The following is a 23,623-nucleotide window of genomic DNA, read 5'->3' as shown; positions in this document are numbered from 1 at the left end:
CCGACGTCACCGGCACCTCGACCATCATCTCGGTCCTGCATGCCGCGCCGATCATCGATGCGGAGATCTCCAATGTCGCGACGGTGGAGGGCAACTGGGCGAGCTTCACGCTGCTCGACGCCGGCGGCGATGCGGTGCGCTGGGCGCGGCGGGCCTTTCACGAAAATCAGGTGAGCTACGCCGACCTCTCGGAGGCGGCGGAGCGGGCGGACTGTGGTGCGAGATCCCTTTTCTTCCTGCCCTACCTCTCGGGTGAGCGTTTCGGCGCCAGCGCCAATTCCCGCGCCCAGTTCTTCGGGCTGACCGCCGCCCACGGCCTGCCGGAACTGCACCGCGCGGTGCTGGAAGGGGTCGCCTTTTCGGTGCGCCGCAAGCTCGATGCCCTGCAGGGGGCGAGTGGACGGCCGGAGCGTTTCGTGGCCGCCAGTGGCGGCGCCAAGTCGGCGCTTTGGGTCGCCATCAAGGCCTCGATGTTCGACGTACCCTATTTGATCCCTGCCGAGCTCGAATGCGGGGTCGTGGGGGCCGCCTGCATGATGGCGGTCGCCGTAGGCGACGCACCGGACCTCCAGGCCGCCGTCTCCGCCATGGTGCGCTACGAGCGGGAGGTCGCGCCGAACCCCGCCTGGCGCGACCGCTACGACCGCATGGCACCGGTCTTCGAGGAACTCTACGAACGCGCGGCGCCGCTCTACGACAGGCTCGATCAGCTTGACGAGTAGGGCGATCCGGCTCGATCAGGCCGCTTCGTCGATCACCGTGGCGATGAGCGCGGCGAAGTCGCCGTGGCGCACATAGCCGCGGGTGCCGAGGGAGAGGACCAGGCCCGCCGTGGGGGCGTGAAGGGTAAGCGCTTCCCTGGCGGGGTCTTCCAGCGAATGCAAGCGGGCGATCGGCGCGCCTTCGGCGACGCGCTCGCCGGCCTCCACCAGGGGCTCGAAAAGCCCTTCGGAGGGCAGGCAGACCTTGTGATCCGCGGCCCGCACCTCGACCTTCACTACCGGCTCGGCGGGCGGGGCGCTGCGCTCGAGGTGGCCGAGATGCCCCAGGCAGTTGCGCAGGCCGCGCTTGGCAATCTCCAGGATCGCCGGGGTGACGGCGCCGTTGCCGCCGAGTTCGGCGGCGATCATCGGCAGGCCGTGCCGGGTTGCCGCCGCGTTGACCGAGCGGTTGTCGTTGTGCCGGCCCAGCACCCAGATCACCGGGGCGGCGAAGGCCTCTGCGAGGGCCATGTTCTCCGGGCTGAGTTCACCCTCGGCGGTCCGCGCGGCCAGCGCGCAGGGTGCGAAGACCGAGGCCTGGCCGCCGGCATGCAGGTCAATGGCGGCATCGCAGTGGGGCATCAGAACCGACTCGACCAGATGGGCCAGCATGGCCGTGGGTCCGCCGTCGCGCGCGCCGGGAAAGGCGCGGTTCAGATTGCCGCCGTCGAGCGGTGAGACCCGCGCGGAGGCCCGCACCGCCGGGGCATTGAGGGCGGGAAGAAGGATCAGCCGCCCCTTGATGTCGTCCGGCTCCAGGTCGTGGAAGAGGTCGAGCAGGGCGACGGGCCCCTCGAACTCGTCGCCGTGGACGCCGCCGGTGAGCAGCGTGGTCGGTCCGGGCCCGCCGACGATGGTCATGATGGGGATCGGATAGTACCCCAGGGGATTGGCGTTGTCCGAGTGCGGCAGTTCGAGATGCCCGGCGCGTTTGCCGCGCGCCGCCAGATCGACCGGGCAGTGGATACGGCTGAGGGACCAGTCAAAACTCACGTCGGTCTTTCCGTTCTCGTCACGCAGAGACTAGCTGAGGAGCGGTTTGCCGCCCTTCCGCAGACACAGCCATCATGCCATGTCCGTTAGAGTCTGACCCGAAATGAATGGCTTGATGTCAATGGCTTGCTAACGTCGCCCCTCCCCAGGTCGTCACCCTCGGGCTTGTCCCGAGGGTCCATGGAAGGACCGAGTTCCGGACTTCCATGGATTGCCGGAACAAGTCCGGCAATGACGGTTTGTGTGGGTGGAGGGTAGGAGCCTTTGAAGCACAAGGTTTCATTTTGGGTTGGGCTGTCAGGCTGCCGGCGCTTCCGGGACGATCCAGGTCTCCGAGAAATAGAGGAACGCCGTGGTGGTCTCGATGCCGGCTTGGACCCGCGGCACGGGCACGCCGGGCAGCGCTACGCCGTCGATCAGGATGGTGGCCGAGCGGGCCTCCACCAGCACCGTGAAGAGTTCACGGTCCTTGGGACCGGTCAGGCTCGGCGGCAGTTCGAGGGCGATGGGCGGGCCCAGCTCGCTCCAGCGCAGTTCCACCGTGAAATCCTCGGTCTCGACGATCTCCGCGTAGCGGTCGAGGGGATCGCCCTCGCTGCGGACATTGCGGGCCGGCACGTGCTGCATCGCGGCGAAAGCGGGCGCCTCGGCGAAAGCGGCGAGCTTTGCGATGAACTTGTCGGCAAGGAAATGACCCAAGGCCTCGCTGGTGCTGATCATCACGTTGCGCACGGCCGGAAGGCTCTCGGCCACTGTCGGCTTTTCGAACAGCAGCAGCGCCTCGCCCTGGCCCACCGGCGAATAGGCGATGCGGAAGAACAGCGCCATGGCACTGAAGGGCCCGTCGGGGTCCTCCTTCAGCAGGATCCCCGGATTCTCCCCGGACCAGTCGATCGCGCCGGGATTGACGGCAGGCTGGATTGGCATGGCGGTCCTTAAATTGTGTAGGGCCCTAAACTACGTTGGGCCCTAAGTTGCGTTGGGCGTGACCCAGGTTTCGGACAAGGCGAGAAAGGCCGAACTCATCATCGTTCCGAAGAACGGCCGCTCGACGATCTCGCCCGGGAGGACCTGGCCGTCGACGGCAATCCCGCCGGAGCGGGCTTCCATGAACAGGGAGTACATGTCGTGTTCGCCGGTGGCGGACTGCTCCGGCGCGACTTCGACGGCAAAGGGCGCCCCCAGGTCGCCCCAGGTCAGCGCAAGGCTTGTGTCGTTGCTCTTCATGGTCTCGACATAGCGGGTCTCGTAGGAGCCCTCCCGCAGGATCTCGGTGAGCGGCAGGAAGCGCATGGCGCCAAGGCCGGCACGCCCCCGGAAGGTTGGGAACTTGGACAGGAAACCGTCGATCAGATAGTGCATCAGTGGCGGGTTGTCGGTGATGCAGAGGTTGGGTGCGTCGGGGTAGCTCGCGGCCTCATCCGGCGACCCCAGCACCACCATGGCCCGGCCGCGGCCGTGGGGCGACAGGGTGATCTGAAACGAGACGGCGAGCGCCGTCCAGTCGCCGCCCGCTTCTGTTTTCAGATAGATCCCCGGATTGTCGCCCGTCCACTCGACGCGTCCGCGGTTGACCGCTGTGCGCGCGCGTTCCCCCATGCTCGCCTCACTTTTCCGGCGACGCGCAGGCCCGATCCACACGCCAACCCATTCTCAGGCAAATATTCTTCGGCCATCAATGCATGTGGTCAATTGATTTATCATACATCCCACATTCACCAGGGTTATGGTTTGTGGTTCGGTTGCAGCGCTCTGGCAAGGCTGTGGTGTTTATAATTTCTGGTTATTTGGCTCGGAATAAATATCACTTTTCATCATATGAACCCTTCCTTAGATTGGTCCGCTGGACGTCCTTATTCTGTGTCCTTGCGCGCCTTTGTGGCGCCCGGAGGGCGCAAGACGGGACCGTCGTGGCCATCGCGCCCCGCTGCACCGGCTGACCCGATGCGCGACCGCCGTCGCAGGCGGTAGGCTGCATCCGATGGAGCGCCCGGCCCGTCCGAGATCTGAGGAGTGGAGAGTCTAAAGATGACAACCGAGTTCGCAATTCCCAGCGGCCGCTTCCGGGGACACGAGCGCCAGCAGGTGTGGACCGCCGAGCCCGATCCCGAGCTGACCGACGTGGGGCCGGGCACGCCCTGCGGCGAGTATCTGCGGCGCTACTGGATGCCCTTTGCGATGACCGATCAGGTGGGCGATCTGCCCCTCCGGGTGCGGGTCCTGGGCGAAGATCTGGTGCTGTTCCGCGAGAAGGGCGGCACCCTGGGGCTGGTGCATCTTCACTGCGCCCACCGCAACATGTCGCTGGAGTTCGGTATCATCGAGGAGGGCGGCATCCGCTGCAGCTATCACGGCTGGAAGTATGCGCCCGACGGCACGATCCTGGAGACGCCCTGCGAACCCCCGGCCAGCCAGATCAAGACCAAGGCCTGTCTCGGCGCCTATCCGGTGATCGAGTTCAAGGGCTTGGCCTTCACCTACATGGGCCCGCAGGAAAGCATGCCGCCTTTCCCGGTCTTCGATACCTTCGACGAGGAGGGCGACGAGATGATCCCCTACCTCATCAACTCGCCCTGCAACTGGCTGCAGGTGATGGAGAACGCCTGGGATCCCTTCCACGTGGTCTATCTCCACACCAAGGCGGTGCGCACCCAGTTCATCGATGCCTTCGCGGAGTTGCCGGCCATCGAGTTCTTCGAGCGGCCCTACGGCAGCTTCTATACCAACACGCGGCGGGTGGGCGACATCATCTGGCTGCGCATCCACGACAAAATGCTGCCGAGCTTCACGCAGAACGGCGGCCACTTTCCGGTGCCCGACGGGCCGCGCTACTTCGGCCGTTGCGGGCTGAGCCGCTGGGTGACGCCCATCGACGACACCAACACCATGGTCATCGCCTGGCGCCACTTCCGCGAGGGCGACGATCCGCAGGGCCTGACTGACCGGAACGAGGTGGGCTACGGCAAGACCGACTTCTATGGACAGGGCGGTGACCGCCCCTACGAGCAGCGCCAGCGCGACCCCGGCGACTACGACGCCTGGGCCTCGCAGGGACCCAAGAACGTCCACGCCCGGGAGAACCTGGGCTTCACCGACCGCGGCGTGGCCAAGGTGCGGCGCACGCTGCGCGCCGCGATCCGGGCGGTTCAGGCCGGCGAGGACGCCGCCCAGCCGGCGCTGATCTTCAACGGCACGATCCCGACCTATGGCGGCGACACCATGCTGCGCATCCCCGCGCAGGAGGGGCATGACGATGCGGCCCTGCTGAAGGAGGTTGCCCACAAGGTTGCTGAGATCTACATGTCGGCGGACCATCTTCAGGGCAAGGAGCGTGCCGCCTTCATCCGGCGCGGGCTCGAGGATTACGAGGCGAGCTGGCAAGGCGGGCCGCAGATGGGCGCCGCGCCGCAGGAGCACGACCAACAAAGGCAATCCGGCGCTCTGTAGACGCCGACAAACGGGGGAGATCGTCATGGCGGGGGAGGCTCTGCATCCGGCGGACCGGCTGGCCTGCGAGCGGATGGCGGCAAGCCAGCCGCTGTGGGATTGCTTGGAACCAGCGGCCTCGGCGGTGGGCCTGGAAAAGCAGGTGCTGCTTCATGCCGGCCCGCCCTTCGCTTCGGCCGCGGAGATCACCCGGCCGATCCTGAACTCCGCCTGCGTGGCGGCGGTCTTCGAGGGCCTGGCCGAAGACTTCGATGCCGCCGAGGCCATGATCGCCGCCGGCGACATCGTTCTGGCTCCGGCACAGGACCATGGCGTGGTGACGCCCCTGGCGGCGGTGGTCAGCGCGTCGATGCCGCTGCATGGGGTCCGCAGCGCCGGGGGTGACGGGCCGCGGGTCTATACGCCCATCAACGGCGGGTCGCGCCCGTCGATGCGTCTGGGCCTGCGCGAGCAGGCGGTGCTGGACCACATTCGCTGGCTGAACGGCCCCTTCTGCGAAACCCTGCAGCAGGGCATCGGCGAGGGCATAGCCCTGATTCCGCTGGCCGTTGCCGGCTTGCAGGCCGGGGACGACTGCCATGGCCGCACCATCGCCGCCACCGAGGCGCTGGTCGGCGAGCTTCAGGCGCACACGCCGGGCGGTATTCAGGATGCCGGGACTCTGGAGTTCATGGCCTCCTCGCCCAGCCTGTTCCTCAATCTCTGGATGGCCGCCACGAAATGCATGATGACCGCGGCCTCGGGCATCGATGGGTCGAGCTTTGTCACGGCGGCCGCCGGCAACGGCGCGGCGGTGGGCATTCAGGTCTCCGGCCTGCCGGGGCGCTGGTTCACCGCGGCGGCGAGACCGCCCAAGGGTCCCCTGGACGTCGATCTTCCGGCGGAGCGCGCCCTGGGCGCCATCGGCGACAGCGCGGTGGTGGAAGCCTTCGGTCTCGGCGCCATGGCCTTCCACCTGTCGCCCGAACAGATGCAGCGCCTCGGCCCCTATCTACCGCCCGACAGCGATGCGCGGGTTGCAAGTCTGCTGGCCGCTGAGCATCCGGGCTTTCAGGCTCTCGGCATCCGCCTCGGCATCACCGCCCGGGCCGCCGCCGGTCTCGGGGCCGGTCCGGTCGTCGGCCTGGGAATGCTGGACCGCGAAGGTCACGCGGGGCGCATCGGCGGCGGGATCTACGACATGCCGGCGGCCCCCTTCCGCGATGCGGTGGCGGCGCTCGGGGGTTAGATGGAGCAGCCCCTGAATAGTCTGAGCGCCACGGAAATCGCCGCCGGGATCGCGCGGGGCGATTTCTCCGCGGAAGCGGTGATGCGCGCCTGCCTGGCGCGGATCGAGGCCCGCGAGCCGGAGGTCGGCGCCTTCATCCATCTCGACGCGGAGAAGGCGCTGGCAGCGGCACGGGCTGCCGATGCCGGTCCGGCCGCCGGCCCCCTCCACGGCGTTCCCTTTGCGATCAAGGACATCATCGACACCGCCGACTTCCCCACCGGCTGGGGCTCGCCGATCTACGAGGGGTTTCAGCCGCCGCGCAACGCCAGTTGCGTCGAGCTGTTCCTCCAGGCCGGCGCGGTGCCGTTGGGCAAGACCGTCACCACCGAATTCGCCTACTTCAACCCCGGCAAGACCGCGAACCCGCGCAACCCGGGCCATACCCCCGGGGGCTCCTCCAGCGGCTCGGCCGCCGCCGTGGCCGACGATATGGCGCCGCTCGGCTTCGGCTCCCAGACCGCGGGCTCGCTGATCCGGCCCGCCGCCTATTGTGGGATCCTGGGCTACAAGCCGAGCCTCGGCGCCTATGACCTGCAGGGCGTCATGGGTCTGTCGCCCAGCCTCGACACCCTGGGGCTGCTGGCCCGCACGGTGGAGGATCTGGCCCTGGCCGGCGCGGTGCTGACGCGCGAGCCGGCGGCGCTGGGCGACGACTTCGCCGAAGACGCGCCACGGATCGCGCTGATGCGCGGGCCCCATTGGTGGGAAGGCTCGCTGGAGATGCGTGACGTCTGCCAGCGTGCCCTGGAGGCCCTGGCGGGCCAGGGCGCGGAGACCGGTGAGCAGGCGCATCCGGAGGTCTTTGCCGAACTCACCGAGTGCCAGAAGGTCATTATGGCCTTCGAGACGGCGCGGGCCCGGGCCTTCGAGTTTCACCGGCACCGCGATGGGATCAGCGAGGCTTTCGCGGATCTGGTGGAAGGCGGTCTGGCCATCTCACGCGAGGCCTATGACGAAGCCCGGCGGATCACGGCGCAGGCCGTGCGTGCCATGGATGTGCTCTTCACCGACATCGACGTGATCCTCGCGCCCGCCGCGCCGGGCGAAGCACCCGCAGGCCTGGGCGCCACCGGCGATCCGCTGTTCAGCCGCGCATGGACCTTGCTGGGGATGCCGTGTATCTCCATTCCTTTCGGCAGCGGCCCGCAGGGGTTGCCGCTCTCGGTGCAACTGGTCGGCCGCCGCGGCGCCGACCGCAGGCTGCTGGCCGCCGCGCTCTGGGTCCAGCAGCGGCTGGCCTAGAGAGGAGTCCGCCATGTCGCGGATCGTGATCGTTGGAGCAGGACAGGCGGGCGCGTCCCTGGCGGCCAAGCTGCGTGCGCTGGGCCACGACGGATCGATCACGCTGATCGGCAGCGAGCACGCGCCGCCCTACCAGCGCCCGCCGCTCTCCAAGAAATACCTGATGGGCGAACTGGACGCGGAGCGGCTTTATCTGCGCCCGGAAACCTTCTACGGCGAGCAGGGGATCGAGCTGCGCGGCGGCGTGACGGTCACCGCCATCGACCGCTCCGCGAAGGCCGTGGCCCTCGACAACGGCGAGAACCTTGCCTACGACCAGCTCGCGCTCACCACCGGCTCCGATCCGATCCGCCTGCCCGGGGAGATCGGCGGGACGCTGGCCGGGGTCTACACCCTGCGCTCCCTGGCGGATGCGGACGCCATGGCAGCGGAGTTCGTCGAGGGCAGACGGGTGCTGGTGATCGGCGGCGGCTACATCGGCCTGGAAATCGCCGCCGTGGCGGCGGCGCGCGGCCTGGCGGTGACCCTGGTCGAAATGGCTGAACGCATTCTGCAACGCGTGGCGGCGCCGGCGACCTCGGGCTTCTTCGCCGATCTGCACCGCGCCCACGGCGTGGACCTGCGCGAGGGCACGGCGGTGACCGGCCTGACGGGCGAGGGGCGGGTTTCTGCCGCAAGCTTTGCCGACGGGACCAGCCTGGACATCGATTTCGCGGTGGTCGGCATCGGCATCCGGCCGTCGACCGGCCTGGCCGAGGCGGCGGGGCTGGCGGTGGAGAACGGTATCCGCGTCGACGGTGACGGCCGCACCTCCGACCCCGCCATCTTCGCGGCGGGCGACTGCACCTCCTTTCCCTATCGCGGCGGGCGGGTGCGTCTGGAAAGCGTCGGCAACGCCATCGACCAGGCTGAGGCTACCGCGGCCTCGATGATGGGCGGCACGGCCGGCTATCGCGCGAGGCCCTGGTTCTGGTCGGACCAGTACGACGTCAAGCTGCAGATTGCCGGGCTGTCCGCCGGCTACGACAAGACCGTGGTGCGCGCCGGCGGCGGGGCCCGGGCCCAGTCTGTCTGGTACTATCGGGGCGACGAACTGCTGGCGGTGGATGCGATGAACGACCCGCGCAGCTATATGATGGGCAAGCGCTGGATCGAGGCAGGCGAGTCGCCCCCCGCGGAAGCACTTGCCGATCCGCAGAGTGACCTCAAGGCGCTTGGCGCGGCCCTGGCAAAGTGAGAGCGTAGCGGGGCGCGGCGAGGCCGGGGGGCAGCGCGCGCGAATCCACGCAGCGGGCTGGAGATACGGGACGAGTATGACCAAGATTACCTATGTCGAGCACGACGGCACCGAGCGCACCGTCGATGTGGCAAACGGCCTCAGCGTCATGGAAGGCGCGCGCAACAACAACATTCCCGGTATCCTGGCCGACTGCGGCGGTGCCTGTGCCTGCGCGACCTGTCACGTCTATGTCGACCCCGCGTGGATCGACAAGCTGCCGGCGCGGGAAGCCGGCGAGGACGACATGCTGGATTTCGCCGCCGCGCCGCGGACCGAGACTTCCCGCCTGTCCTGCCAGATCGAGATCGCCGACAGCCTCGACGGGCTGCTCGTGCGCACGCCTGAGACCCAAGACTAACGCGCCGAGACCCGTGACCCGCGCCTCATCCCTATCGACCCCATGAGGCGCCCCCGTTTCTTACCCGCCATGCGCAGTGGCAGCCTGCAGGCCTATTTTCCCGGCCCGCCGGGAGAGGGGAAGGAACCTACGCCTGAGCGCCGGGCGGCGCGCCGGCAGGTCAGCGGCATCCTCTTCATGGCGCTGTCGACCCTGATCCTTTCGGTCATGCATGCCCTGGTGCGCCATGTCGGGCAGGACATGAACACTCTGGAGGTGGCATTTTTCCGCAACCTCTTCGGCCTGCTCTTTCTGCTGCCGCTGATCCTCCGCAGCGGCCGGGAGGTGATGAAAACCAGCCGGCCGGGCACCCATCTCGTCCGCGGCATCATCGGCGCTGTGTCGATGACCCTCTGGTTCACCGGGCTCGCCTTCGTGCCCATCGCCGATGCGACGGCGCTCAGCTTCACCGGCATCGTCTTCGCATCGCTCTGCGCGGTGATCTTTCTCGGCGAAGTGATCAGGCTGCGGCGCAGCATCGCCATCGCCGTCAGTTTCCTCGGTGCCCTCATCATGCTGCGGCCCGGCTTTCAGGAGATCGATATCTATGTCTGGATGGTACTGATCTCCTCGGCCTGCTGGGGTCTTGCCATGATCGTCGTTAAGTCCCTCTCGACCACCGAATCGCCGCTGTGCATCGTTTCCTGGAATGCAGTGCTGATGACCGCTCTGACGTTCCTGCCGGCGCTCTGGGTCTGGTCCACGCCGACCTGGGAACAGCTTTTCTTTCTGTTCCTGATCGGTTGTCTGGGCTCCGCCGGGCACCTGGCCATGACCCGCGCGCTGCAACTCGCCGACGCCACGCTGGTGCTGCCGCTCGATTTCCTGCGCCTGATCTGGGCCGGTGCCATCGGCTATTTCGCCTTTGCCGAGTTCCCAGATACCTGGTCGCTGCTGGGCGGGGCCATCATCGTCGGCAGTGCCGCCTACATCAGCCGGCGCGAGCGGTTGAAGGCCAAAGAATCCTGAAGATGGGCGCACGCCGGTGTCTCTCTGGCAGGACCTGCAATATAATGTCTGCGAATATTAAGGGTAATAATACTCATTTGATTTTATAGATCGATCTGCAGATCATACCCGACGTGTGCAAACGACAGGCGCGCCAGGCGCTTGCAGCTGCCCCAATCGTGCAGCCCCCGCGCAGGGGCCTACGTCGGAGCGTCACCCGACGGCTTCGAAAGAGAAGCAAAGGGAAACAGAGATGTCCGCTCTCAATCCGCGCCCCGGACTCCTGAACATCCGCCCCCACATGATCACGCCGCAAGGCGGTGCGCTGCGGCCGAGGATCTGTATCGCTTCCAACGAGAGTGCCTTCGGCGCGAGCCCCAAGGCTTATCGTGCCGCCGAGGCTGCGGTGCGCGATCTGGAGCGCTATCCGGAGGAAGGTCCCGACCGGCTGGCGGCGGCCATCGCCGAGAGCCAGTCGCTGGACATCGACCGCATCGCCTGCGGTCCCGGTTCGGACGATCTGCTGTCGCGGCTGGCGCGGGCCTTTTTGCGGGCCGGCGACGAGTTGATCTACAGCGTCAACGGCTATCAGAAGATTCCCAACTACGCCCACGCCAACGACGCAGTGCCCGTGTCCGCGCCCGACCGGGATTTCACCGCGGATGTGGACGCTCTTCTGGCGGCGGTGACGCCGCGCACACGCATGGTGATGCTGGCAAACCCGGACAATCCGACCGGTTCGCTGGTCACTGCCGACGAGATACGGCGGCTGCGGGCCGGCCTTCCCGGCGGTGTGCTGCTGGTGCTGGACTCCGCCTATGCGGAATATGTCGACAGGCCCGACTACGAACGGCCCGACCGCCTGGTCGAGGCCTTTGACAACATCGTGATGACGCGCACCTTCTCCAAGATCTATGGCCTTGCGGGGGCGCGGGTCGGCTGGCTTTACGGGGCCCCGGCGGTGGTCGACGCGGTCAAGCGGATCGGCAGCACCTTCCCGCTCTCCAGCCTCTCCCTGGCGGCGGCCCTGGCGGCGCTGGAAGACGAAGCCCATCGGCAGTTTGTCTTCTCCGAGACCAAGCGCTTGAGGACGGCCTTCGGTGAGCGGCTGGCGGCCCTCGGCCTCAAGGTCTATCCCAGCGAGACGAACTTCGTCCTGGTGCGCTTTCCGGACCCGACACGGACGGCGGTGGCGGCCGACGCCTACCTGCTGTCTCAGGGCATTCAGGCCCGCCGCCTGGCGTCGCCGCGCTTTGCCGACTGCATTCGCTTCACCATCGGGCTGGAAAGCGAGATGGATGCGGTGGCCGACGCGATGGAAGGGTTCTTCAAGATGGAGGGTGCCGCGTGATGCGGGAGGCTGCCATAGAGACCGCGGATAGGGCGGCGCCGGTCAGCGGCGCCGCGATCATCGCATCCATCAAGCAGGCGGGAATCGGCACCGTGGTCGCGCTGCCGGACATCGTCACCTGCGAGACGCTGCTGTGGCCCGTGACGCGCGACCCCGGGCTGCGGCTGGTGCAGGTCTGCAAGGAAGACGAAGGCATCTCGATCTGCGCCGGCCTGTCCTACTGCGACGAGCGCGCGGTCCTGCTGATCCAGCACACCGGCTTTCTGGACTCGATCAACGCCATTCGCGCCATCGCGGTGGAGTACGCGCTTCCCGTGGTCATGATCGTCGGCCTGCAGGGCATGGAAGCGGATCGCGCCCCGGCGGAGTCCGACAAGCTGGGCGTTCGCATCATGGGCCCGATCATGGACGCCATGCAGTTGAGCCACAGCGTCCTCGATCAGAACGATGACGCCGCCGCCATGGCCACCACCATCGACGACTGCTATGCGGCATCGAAACCGCACGTCTTCCTCGTTCCACGGAGCCCGGCCTGACCCATGATGCAACGCGACGCGGCTCTCTCGGTCCTGGCCGACCACTACCCCGACGGCATCGTCGTTCCGGTCTATCAGTCGGCGTTCGACTGGATGGCGATCCGGCCCCATCCGCTGAACTATCTCTGCACCGGCGCCATGGGCCAGGCCTCCTCCCACGCGCTGGGCCTGGCGCTGGGCTGCCCGGGGGAAAAGGTCGTCGTCCTTGACGGCGACGGCAGCCTCCTGATGAACCTGGGCGCCCTGGTGACCATCGCCAACGCGGCGCCCAAGAACCTCGTGCACTTCCTCTGCTACAACGGCGAATACGAGGTGAATGGCCGTTTTCCCGTGCCCGGCGGCCGCGGCGTCGACTTTGCCGGCATCGCACAGGCCGCCGGCATTCCAAACGTCTTCAGTTTCTCGGAGCTCGAAGACTTCGAGGACCGGGTGGGCGAGATCCTGCGCCTCGAGGGCCCGGTGTTCGTGGTGCTGGCGGTCGCGCAGGGGACGGCCTATCCGCAGGACTATCCCGCCATTCACAGCGCGGCGTCGCGCGAGACTTTCCGCCAGGCCTTGAGAGAGCGCATATCGTCCTCTGCTTGAGCGCGGTTGCCGGACTTACTTTGAGCCGGGGCGCCGCCTGCCGGCCTCTGTGCCTGGGGCACCGTAGGGGATCAGCCCGACACCGCCCTTGGCCACGGGGGCCGGGCGGATTTCGGCCATGTACTCCTCCACTACGTCGATGAACTGGACCGAAAGGCGCGACAGCGACTTGGCGGCCGAATAGATCAGCGTCAGTTCCTGGGGGATCGCCGGCTGGAAGGCGCGGAAGGCGAGGCCGCCGGGGAAGGGTTCGGTGGAGACCACCGGGGCCACCACCGAAACGCCGAGACCGGCCGACACCAGCCCGCAGATGCCTTCGGTTGTGCGGGCTTCCAGCTTCATATCGCGCACCACCGCGGACTGGGCGAAAATCTCGTCGACCTTGTGGCGGAAGGCGGCGTCGCTCTTGTAGGAGATGAAGGGCAACCCGGCCAGATCCTTGGGGCGGATGGTCTTCTTGCGGGTCAGGGAATGGCCCTCCGGCAGGACGCAGACCGCGTTGGCGATGGCGATGGGCCGCGTGACCACGCTGGTGCTGTCGGTGGGGGTAGAGGCCAGGCCCATGTCGCACTGCTGCGAGACGATCCATTCGAAGACCCGCTGCGAGGGCCGGATCTCCAGGGAGACCATGATATCGGGATAGCGCTCGACGAAGCGGGCGATCAGGTCCGCCATGATGGTCGAGGCCAGGCTGGGAATGGTGATCAGGCGGAACAGCCCGCCGCGGTACTGACGGATCGATGCGGCGGACTGATCGATCTGCTGAAGGCCGATGAAGGCGCGCTCCACCTCGTCGTAGAGCGCCCGGGCCTCGTCGGTCGGGATGAGCTGGCGGTTGGCGCGGGTGAACAGCTTAAAGCCGACCTCGCGCTCCAGGTCGCCGAGAATCCGGCTGACGGCCGGCTGGGACACGAAGAGCATGCTCGCGGCCTGGGTCACAGTCCCCGATATCATGACGGCGCGAAAGGCCTCGATCTGGCGAAGGGTGATCATTCGGTTCCGTTCCCAAGCGAAGTATAATATTTAGTAATCTGTATGCCAAAATAAAGCATTATTGTTAAGCTTTCCATTCGTCGATACTGCAATATGGCATCCGGGGACCCGGCCGCTGGTCTGCCGGCTGATCCTTTCGCCGGCTTCGAGAAGAGGGACATGCGCTCGTGAAGTCTTATCAGCTCTACATCGCAGGGCGTTGGGAAGATCCGGCTTCAGGCGAATGGTTTGAGACGTCGAATCCCTTCGACGGCAAGCCCTGGGCGCGCATCCCCCGCTGCAATGCCGCCGATGTGGAGCGCGCGGTGGCCGCCGCCGCCGCCGCCTTCGAGGACGGCGCCTGGGCCCAATCCCTGCCGGCGGCGCGCGGCCGGCTGCTGATGAAGGCGGCCGACGGCCTGGAAGCGCGCGCCCGCGACCTGGGTGAGCTGGAAACCCGCGACACCGGCAAGCGGATCGCCGAGACCGTACCACAGATCCGCTACGTCGCGGAGTGGTTCCGCTACTACGGGGGGATCGCCGACAAGATCGAGGGGCGGGTCACCGCCATCGACCGCGCCGACACCCTGAACTACACCCTGCGCGAGCCGCTGGGGGTGCTGGCGGCGGTGACGCCCTGGAACTCGCCGATCATGATCGCGGTCTGGAAGATCGCGCCGGCCCTGGCCGCCGGCAACACCGTGGTCGTCAAGCCCTCGGAGCACGCCTCGGCCTCGACCCTTGCCCTGATGGAGGTCTTTGACGAGGCCGGCTTCCCGCCCGGCGTGGTCAACGTGGTCACCGGCATGCCCGAGGAAGCCGGGGCGCCGCTGGTCAGCCACCCGCAGGTCGCCAAGGTCTCCTTCACCGGCTCCGACGTCGGCGGCGGCAAGATCAACCGCGCGGCGGCGGACAGCTTCAAGCATGTGACCATGGAACTGGGCGGCAAGTCGCCGCAGATCGTCTTCGAGGACGCGGACCTGGACAGCGCTGTCAACGGCGTCATCTCCGGCATCTTTCAGTCCAACGGGCAGAGTTGCGTGGCCGGTTCCCGCCTGCTGCTGCAGAGCGCGATCGCCGAGGACTTCACCGCGCGGCTGATCGAGGCGGTGCGGGGCCTGCGCTTCGGCGATCCCATGGACCCACAGACCCAGATCGGACCCATCGCCAACCGCATGCAATTCGAAAAGGTCCTGGGCTTCATCGAGCGGGCGAAGGCGGCCGGTGCGCGCTGTCTTTGCGGGGGATCGCCCGGTGCGGCGAAGGACATCGGGGCCGGCATGTTCGTGGAGCCGACGATCTTCGACGCGGTCTCCGACGATATGGAGATCTGGCGCGATGAGGTCTTCGGGCCGGTGCTGGCCATCACCCGCTTCGACAGCGAGGAAGAGGCGGTCCGGGCCGCCAACGACAGCCCCTATGGGCTGGCGGCCGGCGTCTGGACCACCGACATCCGCCGCGGGCACCGGATGGCGAAGCTGCTGAAAAGCGGAACGGTCTACGTGAACACCTACCGGCATGTCAGCATCGCGTCTCCGGTGGGGGGATATAAGAAAAGCGGGTTCGGGCGGGAGAACGGCCTGGAGGTCATGGCCGCCTACACGCAAACTAAGAGTGTCTGGGTCGGATTGGACAGGATCACCGCCAATCCGCTCACGCTCTGAGGCTGATCGGGGAGAGCGCCGTGTCCCGGGAGGAGACGGTGCTGGAAGGGACGGACTTTGGATTACGCAGCGCAGTCTGAGGCGGCGCAGGCCGAGCGGACCCCGCCGGCCCGCAAGTCGACGCTGCTGACGCGCAAGTCGCCGCTCATCGACATCGCGCAGTTCGCTGTTTTCGTCGTCGCGGTGATCTGGCTGACCCTCGCCGGTGCCCAGTCCATGGACTATAACTGGCAATGGTACCGGGTCGACCGCTACCTCTACCGGGTCATCGACGGCGAGTTCATTCTCGGCCCGCTGCTGCAGGGCCTGGTGGTGACCTTGGAGATCACGCTGTTCAGCATGATCCTGACCCTGACCATCAGCCTTGTGACGGCGCTGCTGCGCCTCTCCGGATCGGTCTCCGGGCGGCTGATCGCCACCGTCTATCTGGAGGCCATTCGCAACACGCCGCTGCTGGTGCAGCTCTTTCTCTTCTACTTCGTGCTGGCGCCGATCCTGGGGATCGACCGCTTCTGGGCGGGGGTGCTCTGCCTGGCCTTCTTTGAGGGGTCCTTCGGCGCCGAGATCATCCGCGCCGGCCTGCAGTCGGTGCCGCGCGGCCAGTACGAGGCGGGGGACGCCATCGGGCTGAACCGCCTCGACCGGCTGCGCTACATCATTCTGCCCCAGGCGGTGCCGCTGATCCTGCCGCCGATGACCGGGCTCATCATTTCCCTGATCAAGCATTCCGCCATCGTCAGCGTGATCGCCGTGGCGGAGCTGACGACCCAGGGCCTGAACATCATTTCGGAGACCTTCATGGCCTTCGAGATCTGGTTCACCGTGGCCGCCATCTATCTGGCGATCACGGTCTCTCTCTCCTTCTTCGTCTCCTGGCTGGAGCGCGGGGCGAAGTGGGGACGCTAGGAAATGCCAAAACAGTTCGGAAGATCGTATCGAAAGACGGGAGGTAAGTTATGAAGTTCAGTCGTATCGTAAAGTCAGTTGTCGGCGCTGCCGCGATCTCGCTGATGGCCGCAACCGGGGCCCAGGCCGACGTCAAGCAGGACCTCAGCTCCTCGAGCGTGCTCGAGGACATCAAGAAGCGCGGGGTGATGCGGGTCGGCATGTCCACCTTCGTGCCCTGGGCCATGCGCAACAAGGCCGGCGATCTGGTCGGTTTCGAAATCGACGTGGCCAAGAAGCTGGCCTCCGACATGGAGGTCGATGTCGAGTTCGTGCCCACGGCCTGGTCCGGGATCATTCCGGCGCTGATCGCCGGCAAGTTCGACGTCATCATCGGCGGCATGTCCATCACCCCGCAGCGGAACCTGACGGTCAACTTCACCATTCCCTACGCCCATTCGGGTCAGCAGATGGTGGCGAACAAGGCCCTTGCCGAGGGCTTCTCGGTTGAGGACTTCAACGCTTCCTCCGTGACCATCGCCTGCCGCCGCGGCGCGACGCCCTGCCAGGCTGCGCAGAAGCTGTTCCCCAAGGCGAGCCTGCGCCGCTTCGACGACGATGCCCAGGCCTTCCAGGAAGTGGCGAACGGCAATGCCCACGCGACCATCAGCTCGGCGCCGAAGCCGCGCTTCTGGAGCCTGCAGTATCCCGGCAAGCTGTTCATGCCCACCGAGGAGAACCTGACCACGGGCGACGAGGCCTTTGCGCTGCGCAAGGGCGATCCGGACGCGGTGAACTTCTTCTCCAACTGGATCCTGGTCCACACCTCCAACGGCTGGTTGAAGGAAACCCATGACTTCTGGTTCAAGACCCAGGAGTGGGCGGGCGACGTGGAACTGAGTCAGTAGCGTAAGTGGGGGAGGGGGCCTCCGGTTTGTCCGGAGGCCCCCGACCGCCGGAAACCGCCATGGCCACCACCACCGAGCGCCTGCCGCCGCCGGTCAAGAAACGTGTCAAGCTGACGCTGATCGATCTGCTGATCTTTGCGCTCGTGGCCGCGGGGGTGGTCTATATCGCCTATCGGGTCGAAAGTGTCCTGGTCTACAAGTGGAGCTGGGACACCGTCCTGCAGTTCGTCGTAAGGCGTGACGAGGCCGGCGACCTGGTTCCCAACCTGCTGGTCACCGGGCTGCTGACGACGTTGCGGCTCGCCTTCTGGGGCACCATTGCCGCCGCGATCATCGGCCTGGTGATGGGCCTCTGCAGGACCAGTTCCAACCTATTCCTGCGCATGGTCGCGCGGCTCTATGTGGAACTGATCCGCAATATCCCGCCGGTCGTCTTCATATTCGTTTTCTACTTTTTCATCTCCGGCCAGATCATGCCGCTGCTCGGCGTGGACGAGTTCGCGCGCAACGCCTCGCCGGAGACCGCCAGGGTCATCGAGTTCCTGTTCGGCCCCATCGGTCTGTTCTCCAACTTCCTGGCCGGCATGATCTGTCTCGCCATGTTCGAGGGCGCCTACATCACCGAGATCGTGCGCGCCGGCATCCAGTCCATCGAGAAAGGGCAGTGGGAGGCGGCGCGCGCCGTCGGCCTGTCGCGCTTCAACGTGCTGCGCGACGTCATCCTGCCCCAGGCGATCCGCAAGATCCTGCCGCCCCTGGCCGGCCAGTTCATCACCCTGGTGAAGGACTCGGCGATCGTCTCCCTGATTTCCATCCAGGAGCTGACCTTCGTCGCCATCGAGGTCGCCGCCTCGACCACCCGGGTCTTCGAGACCTGGATCGTCGTCGGCGTGATGTACTTCGTCGTCTGCTATTTCTTCGCGGTGGTCTTCGCCCGCCTCGAGAAGCGCGGCCAGAGGGGCCGGCGATGACCGCAGGCCGCCGCCCGTTCCCAGAAAGGACTCCCAGGCAATGACCCAGGCCAACCCCATGCTGGAGATGCGCGGCGTCGGGAAGTGGTTCGGCAACTTCTGTGCGCTCTACGACATCAACCTGGATGTCCGTCCCGGCGAGCGCATGGTGGTCTGCGGGCCCTCCGGCTCGGGCAAGTCCACCATGATCCGCTGCATCAACCGGCTGGAGGAGCATCAGGCCGGCCAGATCGTGCTGGACGGCGTCGAGCTGACCGAGGACACCAAGAACATCGAGCAGATCCGCCGCAAGGTCGGCATGGTCTTCCAGCACTTCAACCTCTTCCCGCACCTGACCGTTTTGCGCAACCTCACCCTCGGGCCCATGCGCAATTTCAAGGTCCCGGAGAAGGAGGCGCGGGAGACGGCGCTGCACTACCTGGAGCGGGTGCGCATTGCCGAGCAGGCCTCGAAGTATCCCAGCGAGCTCTCCGGCGGCCAGCAGCAGCGTGTCGCCATCGCCCGCGCCCTCTGCATGAAGCCGAAGCTGATGCTCTTCGACGAGCCCACCTCGGCCCTCGACCCGGAAATGATCTCCGGCGTGCTGGACGTGATGGTGGAGCTCGCCAGCGAAGGCATGACCATGATGTGCGTGACCCACGAGATGGGCTTCGCCAAGGAGGTGGCGGACACCATGGTCTTCATGGACGAGGGCGAGATCGTCGAGGTGGGCCCGCCGGACGAGTTCTTCGGCAACCCCAAGAGCGACCGCGCCAAGCTGTTCCTCAGCCAGATCCTCTCCCACCACTGAGGGCCTTGCTTCGTTTCGAAGACCCTCGAATCAGATCCGGTCCGCTCCCCAGTCGCACGGCAGACAGGCCGACATCGGGTGTGTAGCTCACCCCCCACCCAACCTCCCCCCGTCAAGGGTGGAGGAGATTTTCTCAGCCGCTTCAATAACTTCCCCCTCCCCCTTCGATGGGGGAGGGATGGGGTGGGGGTGACAACCCCTCAGCCGCAGGCCGTCTGCGATGGACCCTTCGCTCTCCTGTTCGGAGCCGACCAATTTGGCTCCAACGCGCCGCAACACTTCCTCCGCTTTTGCCGATAGCAGTAAGCCAAAGCGGAATGACACTGCCGCAACTTGGCGCGCTCAGGTCAGCGGGTCGGGAAGCGCCGGTATCGCCGCGGCCTCGTCCAGGAGCCAGCCGCGGAAGGCGGCGATCCGCGGGTCTTTCAGCGAGTCCTCGGGACAGACGATCCAGTAGGAGAAATCCGAGACAGCGGTTTCCTTGAACGGCCGGACCAGGCGGCCGGCGGTCAAGGCGTCGATCACCAGCGGTTCGCGGCCCAGCGCGATGCCGAGGCCCTCGACGGCGGCCTGCACCACCATGTTGGACTGGCCGAAGCGCCGGGTGCGGGGCAGGTCCAGCGCGCCCTCTCCGCAGTGCTCCAGCCAGGCCCGCCAGTTTGGCGCCTTGCCGCGCAGCGGCACCACGTCGTCCACCAGCACCGTGTGGCGGGCGAGATCGGCGATGCGGCGCAGCGGCGGTTTCTTCTTCGTCAGGCCGGGGGCGCAGACCGGAAACAGCCGCTCGTCCATCAGCTTCTCGCAGTGCACCCGCTTGTAACCGCCGAGGCCGTAGCGCACGGCGATGTCCTCATTGCCGGTGCGGAAATCGACGGGGGCCGGGTTGGTGGCGATGGAAACCTGGATGTCCGGATAGAGCTCGTCGAAGCGGATTAGCCGGGGAAACAGCCAGTTGTGGGCGAAGCCCGGTAGGGTGGAGACGGTGAGCGGCCGCTCCCCCCGGGGCCGGCTGCGCAACTCGGCGCAGACCGCGCCGATGGTCCCCAGGCCCGCTTCCACCGCCTGGGCCAGCTTCAGCCCCTCGGCGGTGGGCTCGCTGACCCGCGCGCCACGGACCAGCAGCTTGCGCCCGGTCCAGTCCTCCAGCAGGCGGATGTGCTGGCTGATGGAGGACTGTGTCACCTGCAGCTCGTCGGCGGCGCGGCTGAAGCCCTTCAGCCGGGCCACCGCCTCCAGGGCGCGCAGCGCCGATATGGGCGGGATCGGTTTCATATAAATTTCTCTAATAGCCCATGTTATGAAATTTCGATTGATTCCGTCCAGGGGCCATGGTGGGTTTTCCCCCTTGTTGGAATTCGCCGGGCGCCGCCGCTGAGAGGGTGGGCGCGATGGTTGGAGCTTTGTCGATGTACGGTGATCCCCGGACCGATCCGGCGGCGGGTGCGCGCAACCTGCTGCTGCACTGCCTGGAGGCCAAGCCGGGCGAGCGGCTGCTGCTGCTCTCGGAGGACCCGGCTGACGGCTTCTACGACCAGCGCGCGCCGGAGGCGGTGGCTGAGGCGGCGGAAGCCATGGGGCTCACTGTTGAGCGCTACAAGGTTCCCTTCGTCGCCGATGCCAGGGATGCCAGCCCGGACATCTGGGAGCGGATCGGCCGCGCCGACTGCAGCGTGTTCTTCGCCCGCCTCGGCGACCAGATCCGCTTCGACCGGCTGGGCGCCTGCCAGCGCACGGCCATGGTCTATGCCATGGACGCGGGGATGCTGGGCTCGGGCTATGGCATCGCCTCCCACGCGGGCTTCCTGAAGCTGAAATCTCTGATCGACGCGGCGGTGAGCAGCGCCGATGAGATCCGCATGACCTGCCCCCTGGGCACCGACATCCGCGGGCGCAGCCCCAAGCCCAACGGAGCCGGCGAGGAGGAGGACGTCACCATCCGGCGCTTTCCCATGGCGGTCTTTAAGCCGGTACCGGCCCAGAGCTTCAGCGGCAAGGTGGTGATCAACCGTTTCCTGACCGGCACGGGCAACCGCTACTACACACCCTACGACTTGCTGCTGGACAGCCCGGTGACCTCCCACGTGGAGGCGGGCCGCGTCGCGCGTTACGAGGGCAGCCAGGAAGAAGTCGACAAGGTTCTGCGGCATACCGCCGAGGTGGGGGAGCGCTTCGGGATCGACCCGGCGGTGGTGCACTCCTGGCACGCCGGCATGCATCCGGGCTGCGCCTATCTGCCCGATGCCCTGGACAACCTGGCGCGCTGGGGCAACTGCGCCTTCGCCAACCCGCGCATCCTGCACTTCCACACCTGCGGCGACTACGCGCCGGGGGAGATAAGCTGGAACGTCGTCGACCCCACCATCGAACTGGACGGCCGCGCGGTCTGGGAGGATGGCGTCCTCCACCCGGAGCACCTGGCCGGCGGCGCCGAAGTCCTCGACCTCTGGCCCGACGTCCGCGCCGTCTTCGCCCGCCCCCGCAACGAGATTGGTCTGCCGGACTCGCCCTGAGGGCGCGATTCCGGAAGCGTGCACCGCGCATTGGGATCGATGGGTAGGTCTGAACTGTATTTCGTTGACAGTTTGCACCGAAGCGGCCACGATCCGGCTTGTGCCCAAGCAGGAACCGACCTCCGCCGCCCTGGAACAAATCAGCCAAAGGCGTGCGAAGACCCTGACCTCGATCGTTCGTGAGGCGATTGAGGACATGATCATGTCTGGAGAACTTGCCGCCGGCGATCGCGTGAACGAAAGCCTGCTGGCCGCACGCCTCAGCGTTAGCCGGGGCCCGATCCGCGAAGCCTGCCGCAGTCTGGAGCAGGCGGGCCTGCTGGTGAGCGCCGTCAATCAGGGCTTCTTTGTCCGCGAGATGACCTTGGACGAAGCCCGCGACCTCTATGAAGTCCGCGGCGCGTTGTCCGGCTTGATCGGGCGCCTCATCGCCGAGCGGGCGGGCGACGGAAAAATCGCGGATTTGACCGAACTCGTGAACCGGATGGACGTCGCGGCCGGACAGCTAGACGTTTCAGCCTATTTTCGGCTCAATCTCGCCTTTCACGAAGCGCTGGTCGAGGCGGCCGGCAACCCGGCCCTCAAACGAAGCTACAACTCGATCGTCAGCCAGCTTCATCTCTATCGGCGCCGCGGCCTCGTCCAGAAGGGCAGCCTGTCGGTCTCGAACCAGGAACACCGGGCCATCGTGGACGCGCTTGCGGCGCGGGACGGCGCGGCGGCGGAGCAGGCCATGCGCCAGCATGTGGCGGGCGGCTGGGCCCGAATTTCGGCCTCAGTCTAGGCCGTTTCCGACTTACGTCGAATCGGTTCCGGCCCACTCCTCTCCCCACCACCCATAGGATACTAGCCCCTGGAATCAATCGGGGTGTGGTCGGAAGACGGAGCGGGCAGGTTCCGTCAGAACACGAAACGCTCGAGCGAAAACCATCAGCCTTGGAATTGGACGGGCAGCACACACGGTAACTTCTGTTTTCTGAAAACTGTTGACAGTTAACTGACGGCAATATATAAGCGCCTCCTGTTGATGTGCTGGCGCCAGGCGCCGAACGAACTTTGGGAGGACCGAATGAACACCCTGCGCACCCTGGCCGCGGCTGCGGCCACCCTGTTGCTGCCGGTCGGCATCGCCGCGGCCGGCGACTTTCCCTCGCAACCCGTCGAGGTCGTGACCCACGCTTCCGCGGGCGGCGGGACGGACACCACAGCGCGCACCCTGCTGATCCGGGCGCGCAAGGAACTGGGCGTCGACGCTTTCGTCCAGATCAAGAAGGGCGGAGGCGGAGCCGTCGCCATGAGCTACGCCTCCGGCAAGCCTGCCGACGGCCATACGCTGATGGCGATCACCCCGACTCATCTGATCACCATGGCGCGTGGGCGCGCACCGATTGGCATCGACGATGTCAAGGGCGTGGTCCGCTCGACCGACGATCCCATCATCGTCGTCGCCCAGAAGACCACGGGCATCACCTCGATCGAGGAACTCGTGTCTGCTTCGGCCGCGTCGCCGATCAAGTGGGGCGGCACCCAGGCCGGCGGCATCGATCACATCGCCGCCATGACCTTTGCCAAGAAATCCGGCGCGAAGGTCGCCTATGTGCCCTTCGACGGTGGCGGCGCCATCATCACCAACCTCATGGGCGGCAACATTCAGGCCGCGGGCCTCAATTACGGCGAGGCAGTCGACGGAATCGAGTCCGGCGACTTCGTGCCCCTGGCAGTCATGTCCTCGACCCGCCTTGCAGCCCTTCCGGACACCCCGACGCTCGAGGAAGTGGGGATCCAAGGTGCCAACTTCTCCACCGTGCGCGGCATCATCGTCATGACCGAGACACCCGACGAACGCGTTGCGGTGCTCGAGAAGAAGCTGCTCAGTGCCATGAAGCACGGCACCTTTCAGGCCTATCTGACCGGCATCGGCCTCGATGCCTCCAGCGTCGGCGGCGCCGAGGCCTGGAATGCGCAGATCCGCGAGATGTACGACAACATCTATGTGGCGCTCGGAGAACTCGGGCTGAGGAAGTAGCCGCGCGAGGGACCAAAGGCGGGTGCCGCCGCGCCCGCCACCCCTCGCAAAAACTTTCACACAACAACAAAAAAATAGGGAGGCGTTC

General features: G+C 66.6%; 23 protein-coding genes. 18 read left to right on the top strand and 5 right to left on the bottom strand.

Annotation, left to right across the window (positions count from 1 at the left end; all coding sequences use genetic code 11):
• The coding region (locus tag Q0996_RS06115; protein ID WP_299616918.1) for an FGGY-family carbohydrate kinase at positions 1-722 on the top strand (722 nt) is incomplete at its 5' end.
• Positions 723-737: 15 nt separating this feature from the next.
• On the opposite strand, the gene Q0996_RS06110 is transcribed toward Q0996_RS06115, so the two are convergent.
• From Q0996_RS06110 to Q0996_RS06100, 3 genes are all read right to left on the bottom strand, one after another.
• Positions 738-1,754: a succinylglutamate desuccinylase/aspartoacylase family protein gene (locus Q0996_RS06110; protein ID WP_299616917.1), complete on the bottom strand. Its 1,017-nt coding sequence runs from the start codon at positions 1,752-1,754 to the stop codon at positions 738-740.
• Positions 1,755-2,051: 297 nt separating this feature from the next.
• Positions 2,052-2,681, bottom strand: a complete 630-nt coding sequence (locus tag Q0996_RS06105) for a hypothetical protein (protein ID WP_299616916.1) — start codon at positions 2,679-2,681, stop codon at positions 2,052-2,054.
• Between the two features lie 42 nt (positions 2,682-2,723).
• Entirely contained in the window at positions 2,724-3,353 is a 630-nt protein-coding gene (locus Q0996_RS06100; RefSeq protein WP_299616915.1) for a hypothetical protein, read from the bottom strand.
• Positions 3,354-3,782: 429 nt separating this feature from the next.
• Between Q0996_RS06100 and Q0996_RS06095 the strand changes: the two genes are divergently transcribed.
• The 9 genes from Q0996_RS06095 to Q0996_RS06055 all read left to right on the top strand — a co-directional run bounded on the left by Q0996_RS06095 (position 3,783) and on the right by Q0996_RS06055 (position 12,809).
• Positions 3,783-5,201 (top strand): aromatic ring-hydroxylating dioxygenase subunit alpha, encoded by a 1,419-nt coding sequence (locus Q0996_RS06095; protein ID WP_299616914.1) that lies wholly within the window; start codon positions 3,783-3,785, stop codon positions 5,199-5,201.
• 25 nt (positions 5,202-5,226) lie between these two features.
• Positions 5,227-6,429: a DUF1116 domain-containing protein gene (locus Q0996_RS06090; RefSeq protein ID WP_299616913.1), complete on the top strand. Its 1,203-nt coding sequence runs from the start codon at positions 5,227-5,229 to the stop codon at positions 6,427-6,429.
• Entirely contained in the window at positions 6,430-7,713 is a 1,284-nt protein-coding gene (locus Q0996_RS06085; RefSeq protein ID WP_299616912.1) for an amidase, read from the top strand. It begins immediately after the preceding gene.
• A gap of 13 nt (positions 7,714-7,726) precedes the next feature.
• Positions 7,727-8,950 (top strand): NAD(P)/FAD-dependent oxidoreductase, encoded by a 1,224-nt coding sequence (locus Q0996_RS06080; RefSeq protein WP_299616911.1) that lies wholly within the window; start codon positions 7,727-7,729, stop codon positions 8,948-8,950.
• A gap of 76 nt (positions 8,951-9,026) precedes the next feature.
• Positions 9,027-9,350 carry a 2Fe-2S iron-sulfur cluster-binding protein gene (locus tag Q0996_RS06075; protein ID WP_299616910.1) on the top strand — a complete coding sequence of 108 codons (324 nt, stop codon included), beginning with the start codon at positions 9,027-9,029 and terminating at the stop codon, positions 9,348-9,350.
• A gap of 69 nt (positions 9,351-9,419) precedes the next feature.
• A complete protein-coding gene (locus Q0996_RS06070; RefSeq protein WP_299616909.1) occupies positions 9,420-10,358 on the top strand; it encodes a DMT family transporter in 939 nt (312 codons plus the stop codon).
• A gap of 232 nt (positions 10,359-10,590) precedes the next feature.
• Positions 10,591-11,688: a histidinol-phosphate transaminase gene (locus Q0996_RS06065; RefSeq protein ID WP_299616908.1), complete on the top strand. Its 1,098-nt coding sequence runs from the start codon at positions 10,591-10,593 to the stop codon at positions 11,686-11,688.
• Entirely contained in the window at positions 11,685-12,224 is a 540-nt protein-coding gene (locus tag Q0996_RS06060) for a hypothetical protein (RefSeq protein WP_322096648.1), read from the top strand. The genes Q0996_RS06065 and Q0996_RS06060 overlap by 4 nt, the downstream gene beginning before the upstream one ends.
• A 3-nt stretch (positions 12,225-12,227) precedes the next feature.
• Positions 12,228-12,809 carry a thiamine pyrophosphate-dependent enzyme gene (locus Q0996_RS06055; RefSeq protein WP_299616907.1) on the top strand — a complete coding sequence of 194 codons (582 nt, stop codon included), beginning with the start codon at positions 12,228-12,230 and terminating at the stop codon, positions 12,807-12,809.
• A 15-nt stretch (positions 12,810-12,824) separates the two neighbouring features.
• On the opposite strand, the gene Q0996_RS06050 is transcribed toward Q0996_RS06055, so the two are convergent.
• Entirely contained in the window at positions 12,825-13,802 is a 978-nt protein-coding gene (locus Q0996_RS06050; RefSeq protein WP_299616906.1) for a LysR substrate-binding domain-containing protein, read from the bottom strand.
• A gap of 167 nt (positions 13,803-13,969) precedes the next feature.
• On the opposite strand from Q0996_RS06050, the gene Q0996_RS06045 reads away from it, so the two are divergent.
• From Q0996_RS06045 to Q0996_RS06025, 5 genes are read left to right on the top strand one after another with little or no spacing between them, the layout of a single operon-like run.
• Entirely contained in the window at positions 13,970-15,445 is a 1,476-nt protein-coding gene (locus Q0996_RS06045; RefSeq protein ID WP_299616905.1) for an aldehyde dehydrogenase, read from the top strand.
• 57 nt (positions 15,446-15,502) lie between these two features.
• Entirely contained in the window at positions 15,503-16,351 is an 849-nt protein-coding gene (locus Q0996_RS06040; RefSeq protein WP_299616904.1) for an amino acid ABC transporter permease, read from the top strand.
• Between the two features lie 50 nt (positions 16,352-16,401).
• Positions 16,402-17,238 carry a transporter substrate-binding domain-containing protein gene (locus Q0996_RS06035; RefSeq protein WP_299616903.1) on the top strand — a complete coding sequence of 279 codons (837 nt, stop codon included), beginning with the start codon at positions 16,402-16,404 and terminating at the stop codon, positions 17,236-17,238.
• Positions 17,239-17,297: 59 nt separating this feature from the next.
• Entirely contained in the window at positions 17,298-18,209 is a 912-nt protein-coding gene (locus Q0996_RS06030; protein WP_299616902.1) for an amino acid ABC transporter permease, read from the top strand.
• Positions 18,210-18,249: 40 nt separating this feature from the next.
• Positions 18,250-18,999, top strand: coding sequence for an amino acid ABC transporter ATP-binding protein (locus tag Q0996_RS06025; protein ID WP_299616901.1), 750 nt, complete (start codon positions 18,250-18,252; stop codon positions 18,997-18,999).
• A 342-nt stretch (positions 19,000-19,341) separates the two neighbouring features.
• Here Q0996_RS06025 and Q0996_RS06020 read toward each other — a convergent pair whose 3' ends face one another.
• The gene (locus Q0996_RS06020; RefSeq protein WP_299616900.1) at positions 19,342-20,271 is read right to left on the bottom strand and encodes a LysR substrate-binding domain-containing protein; all 930 of its coding nucleotides are present in this window, start codon (positions 20,269-20,271) and stop codon (positions 19,342-19,344) included.
• Between the two features lie 134 nt (positions 20,272-20,405).
• Between Q0996_RS06020 and Q0996_RS06015 the strand changes: the two genes are divergently transcribed.
• From Q0996_RS06015 to Q0996_RS06005, 3 genes are all read left to right on the top strand, one after another.
• A complete protein-coding gene (locus Q0996_RS06015) occupies positions 20,406-21,509 on the top strand; it encodes a hypothetical protein (RefSeq protein WP_299616899.1) in 1,104 nt (367 codons plus the stop codon).
• Positions 21,510-21,609: 100 nt separating this feature from the next.
• Positions 21,610-22,293, top strand: coding sequence for a GntR family transcriptional regulator (locus Q0996_RS06010; RefSeq protein WP_299616898.1), 684 nt, complete (start codon positions 21,610-21,612; stop codon positions 22,291-22,293).
• A 285-nt stretch (positions 22,294-22,578) separates the two neighbouring features.
• Complete coding sequence (locus Q0996_RS06005) at positions 22,579-23,535, top strand: tripartite tricarboxylate transporter substrate binding protein (RefSeq protein ID WP_299616897.1); 957 nt, start codon at positions 22,579-22,581, stop codon at positions 23,533-23,535.
• Positions 23,536-23,623: the final 88 nt, after the last annotated feature.

Origin of the sequence: Pelagibius sp. (assembly GCF_028289705.1) — a bacterium.
In the GTDB taxonomy this organism is placed as follows: Bacteria; Pseudomonadota; Alphaproteobacteria; order Kiloniellales; family Kiloniellaceae; genus Pelagibius.
Note: the sequence above shows the minus strand (reverse complement) of the source record. Positions and strands in the feature narration are given on the sequence as shown.

Bases quoted from the DNA above. Each gene is read 5' to 3' on its own strand.
- Q0996_RS06020 (WP_299616900.1), bottom strand. From the start codon at position 20,271: ATGAAACCGATCCCGCCCATATCGGCGCTGCGCGCCCTGGAGGCGGTG.
- Q0996_RS06080 (WP_299616911.1), top strand. From the start codon at position 7,727: ATGTCGCGGATCGTGATCGTTGGAGCAGGACAGGCGGGCGCGTCCCTG.
- Q0996_RS06065 (WP_299616908.1), top strand. From the start codon at position 10,591: ATGTCCGCTCTCAATCCGCGCCCCGGACTCCTGAACATCCGCCCCCAC.
- Q0996_RS06095 (WP_299616914.1), top strand. From the start codon at position 3,783: ATGACAACCGAGTTCGCAATTCCCAGCGGCCGCTTCCGGGGACACGAG.
- Q0996_RS06105 (WP_299616916.1), bottom strand. From the start codon at position 2,681: ATGCCAATCCAGCCTGCCGTCAATCCCGGCGCGATCGACTGGTCCGGG.
- Q0996_RS06050 (WP_299616906.1), bottom strand. From the start codon at position 13,802: ATGATCACCCTTCGCCAGATCGAGGCCTTTCGCGCCGTCATGATATCG.
- Q0996_RS06015 (WP_299616899.1), top strand. From the start codon at position 20,406: ATGTACGGTGATCCCCGGACCGATCCGGCGGCGGGTGCGCGCAACCTG.
- Q0996_RS06100 (WP_299616915.1), bottom strand. From the start codon at position 3,353: ATGGGGGAACGCGCGCGCACAGCGGTCAACCGCGGACGCGTCGAGTGG.
- Q0996_RS06070 (WP_299616909.1), top strand. From the start codon at position 9,420: ATGCGCAGTGGCAGCCTGCAGGCCTATTTTCCCGGCCCGCCGGGAGAG.
- Q0996_RS06055 (WP_299616907.1), top strand. From the start codon at position 12,228: ATGATGCAACGCGACGCGGCTCTCTCGGTCCTGGCCGACCACTACCCC.
- Q0996_RS06085 (WP_299616912.1), top strand. From the start codon at position 6,430: ATGGAGCAGCCCCTGAATAGTCTGAGCGCCACGGAAATCGCCGCCGGG.
- Q0996_RS06030 (WP_299616902.1), top strand. From the start codon at position 17,298: ATGGCCACCACCACCGAGCGCCTGCCGCCGCCGGTCAAGAAACGTGTC.
- Q0996_RS06090 (WP_299616913.1), top strand. From the start codon at position 5,227: ATGGCGGGGGAGGCTCTGCATCCGGCGGACCGGCTGGCCTGCGAGCGG.
- Q0996_RS06075 (WP_299616910.1), top strand. From the start codon at position 9,027: ATGACCAAGATTACCTATGTCGAGCACGACGGCACCGAGCGCACCGTC.
- Q0996_RS06005 (WP_299616897.1), top strand. From the start codon at position 22,579: ATGAACACCCTGCGCACCCTGGCCGCGGCTGCGGCCACCCTGTTGCTG.
- Q0996_RS06025 (WP_299616901.1), top strand. From the start codon at position 18,250: ATGACCCAGGCCAACCCCATGCTGGAGATGCGCGGCGTCGGGAAGTGG.
- Q0996_RS06035 (WP_299616903.1), top strand. From the start codon at position 16,402: ATGAAGTTCAGTCGTATCGTAAAGTCAGTTGTCGGCGCTGCCGCGATC.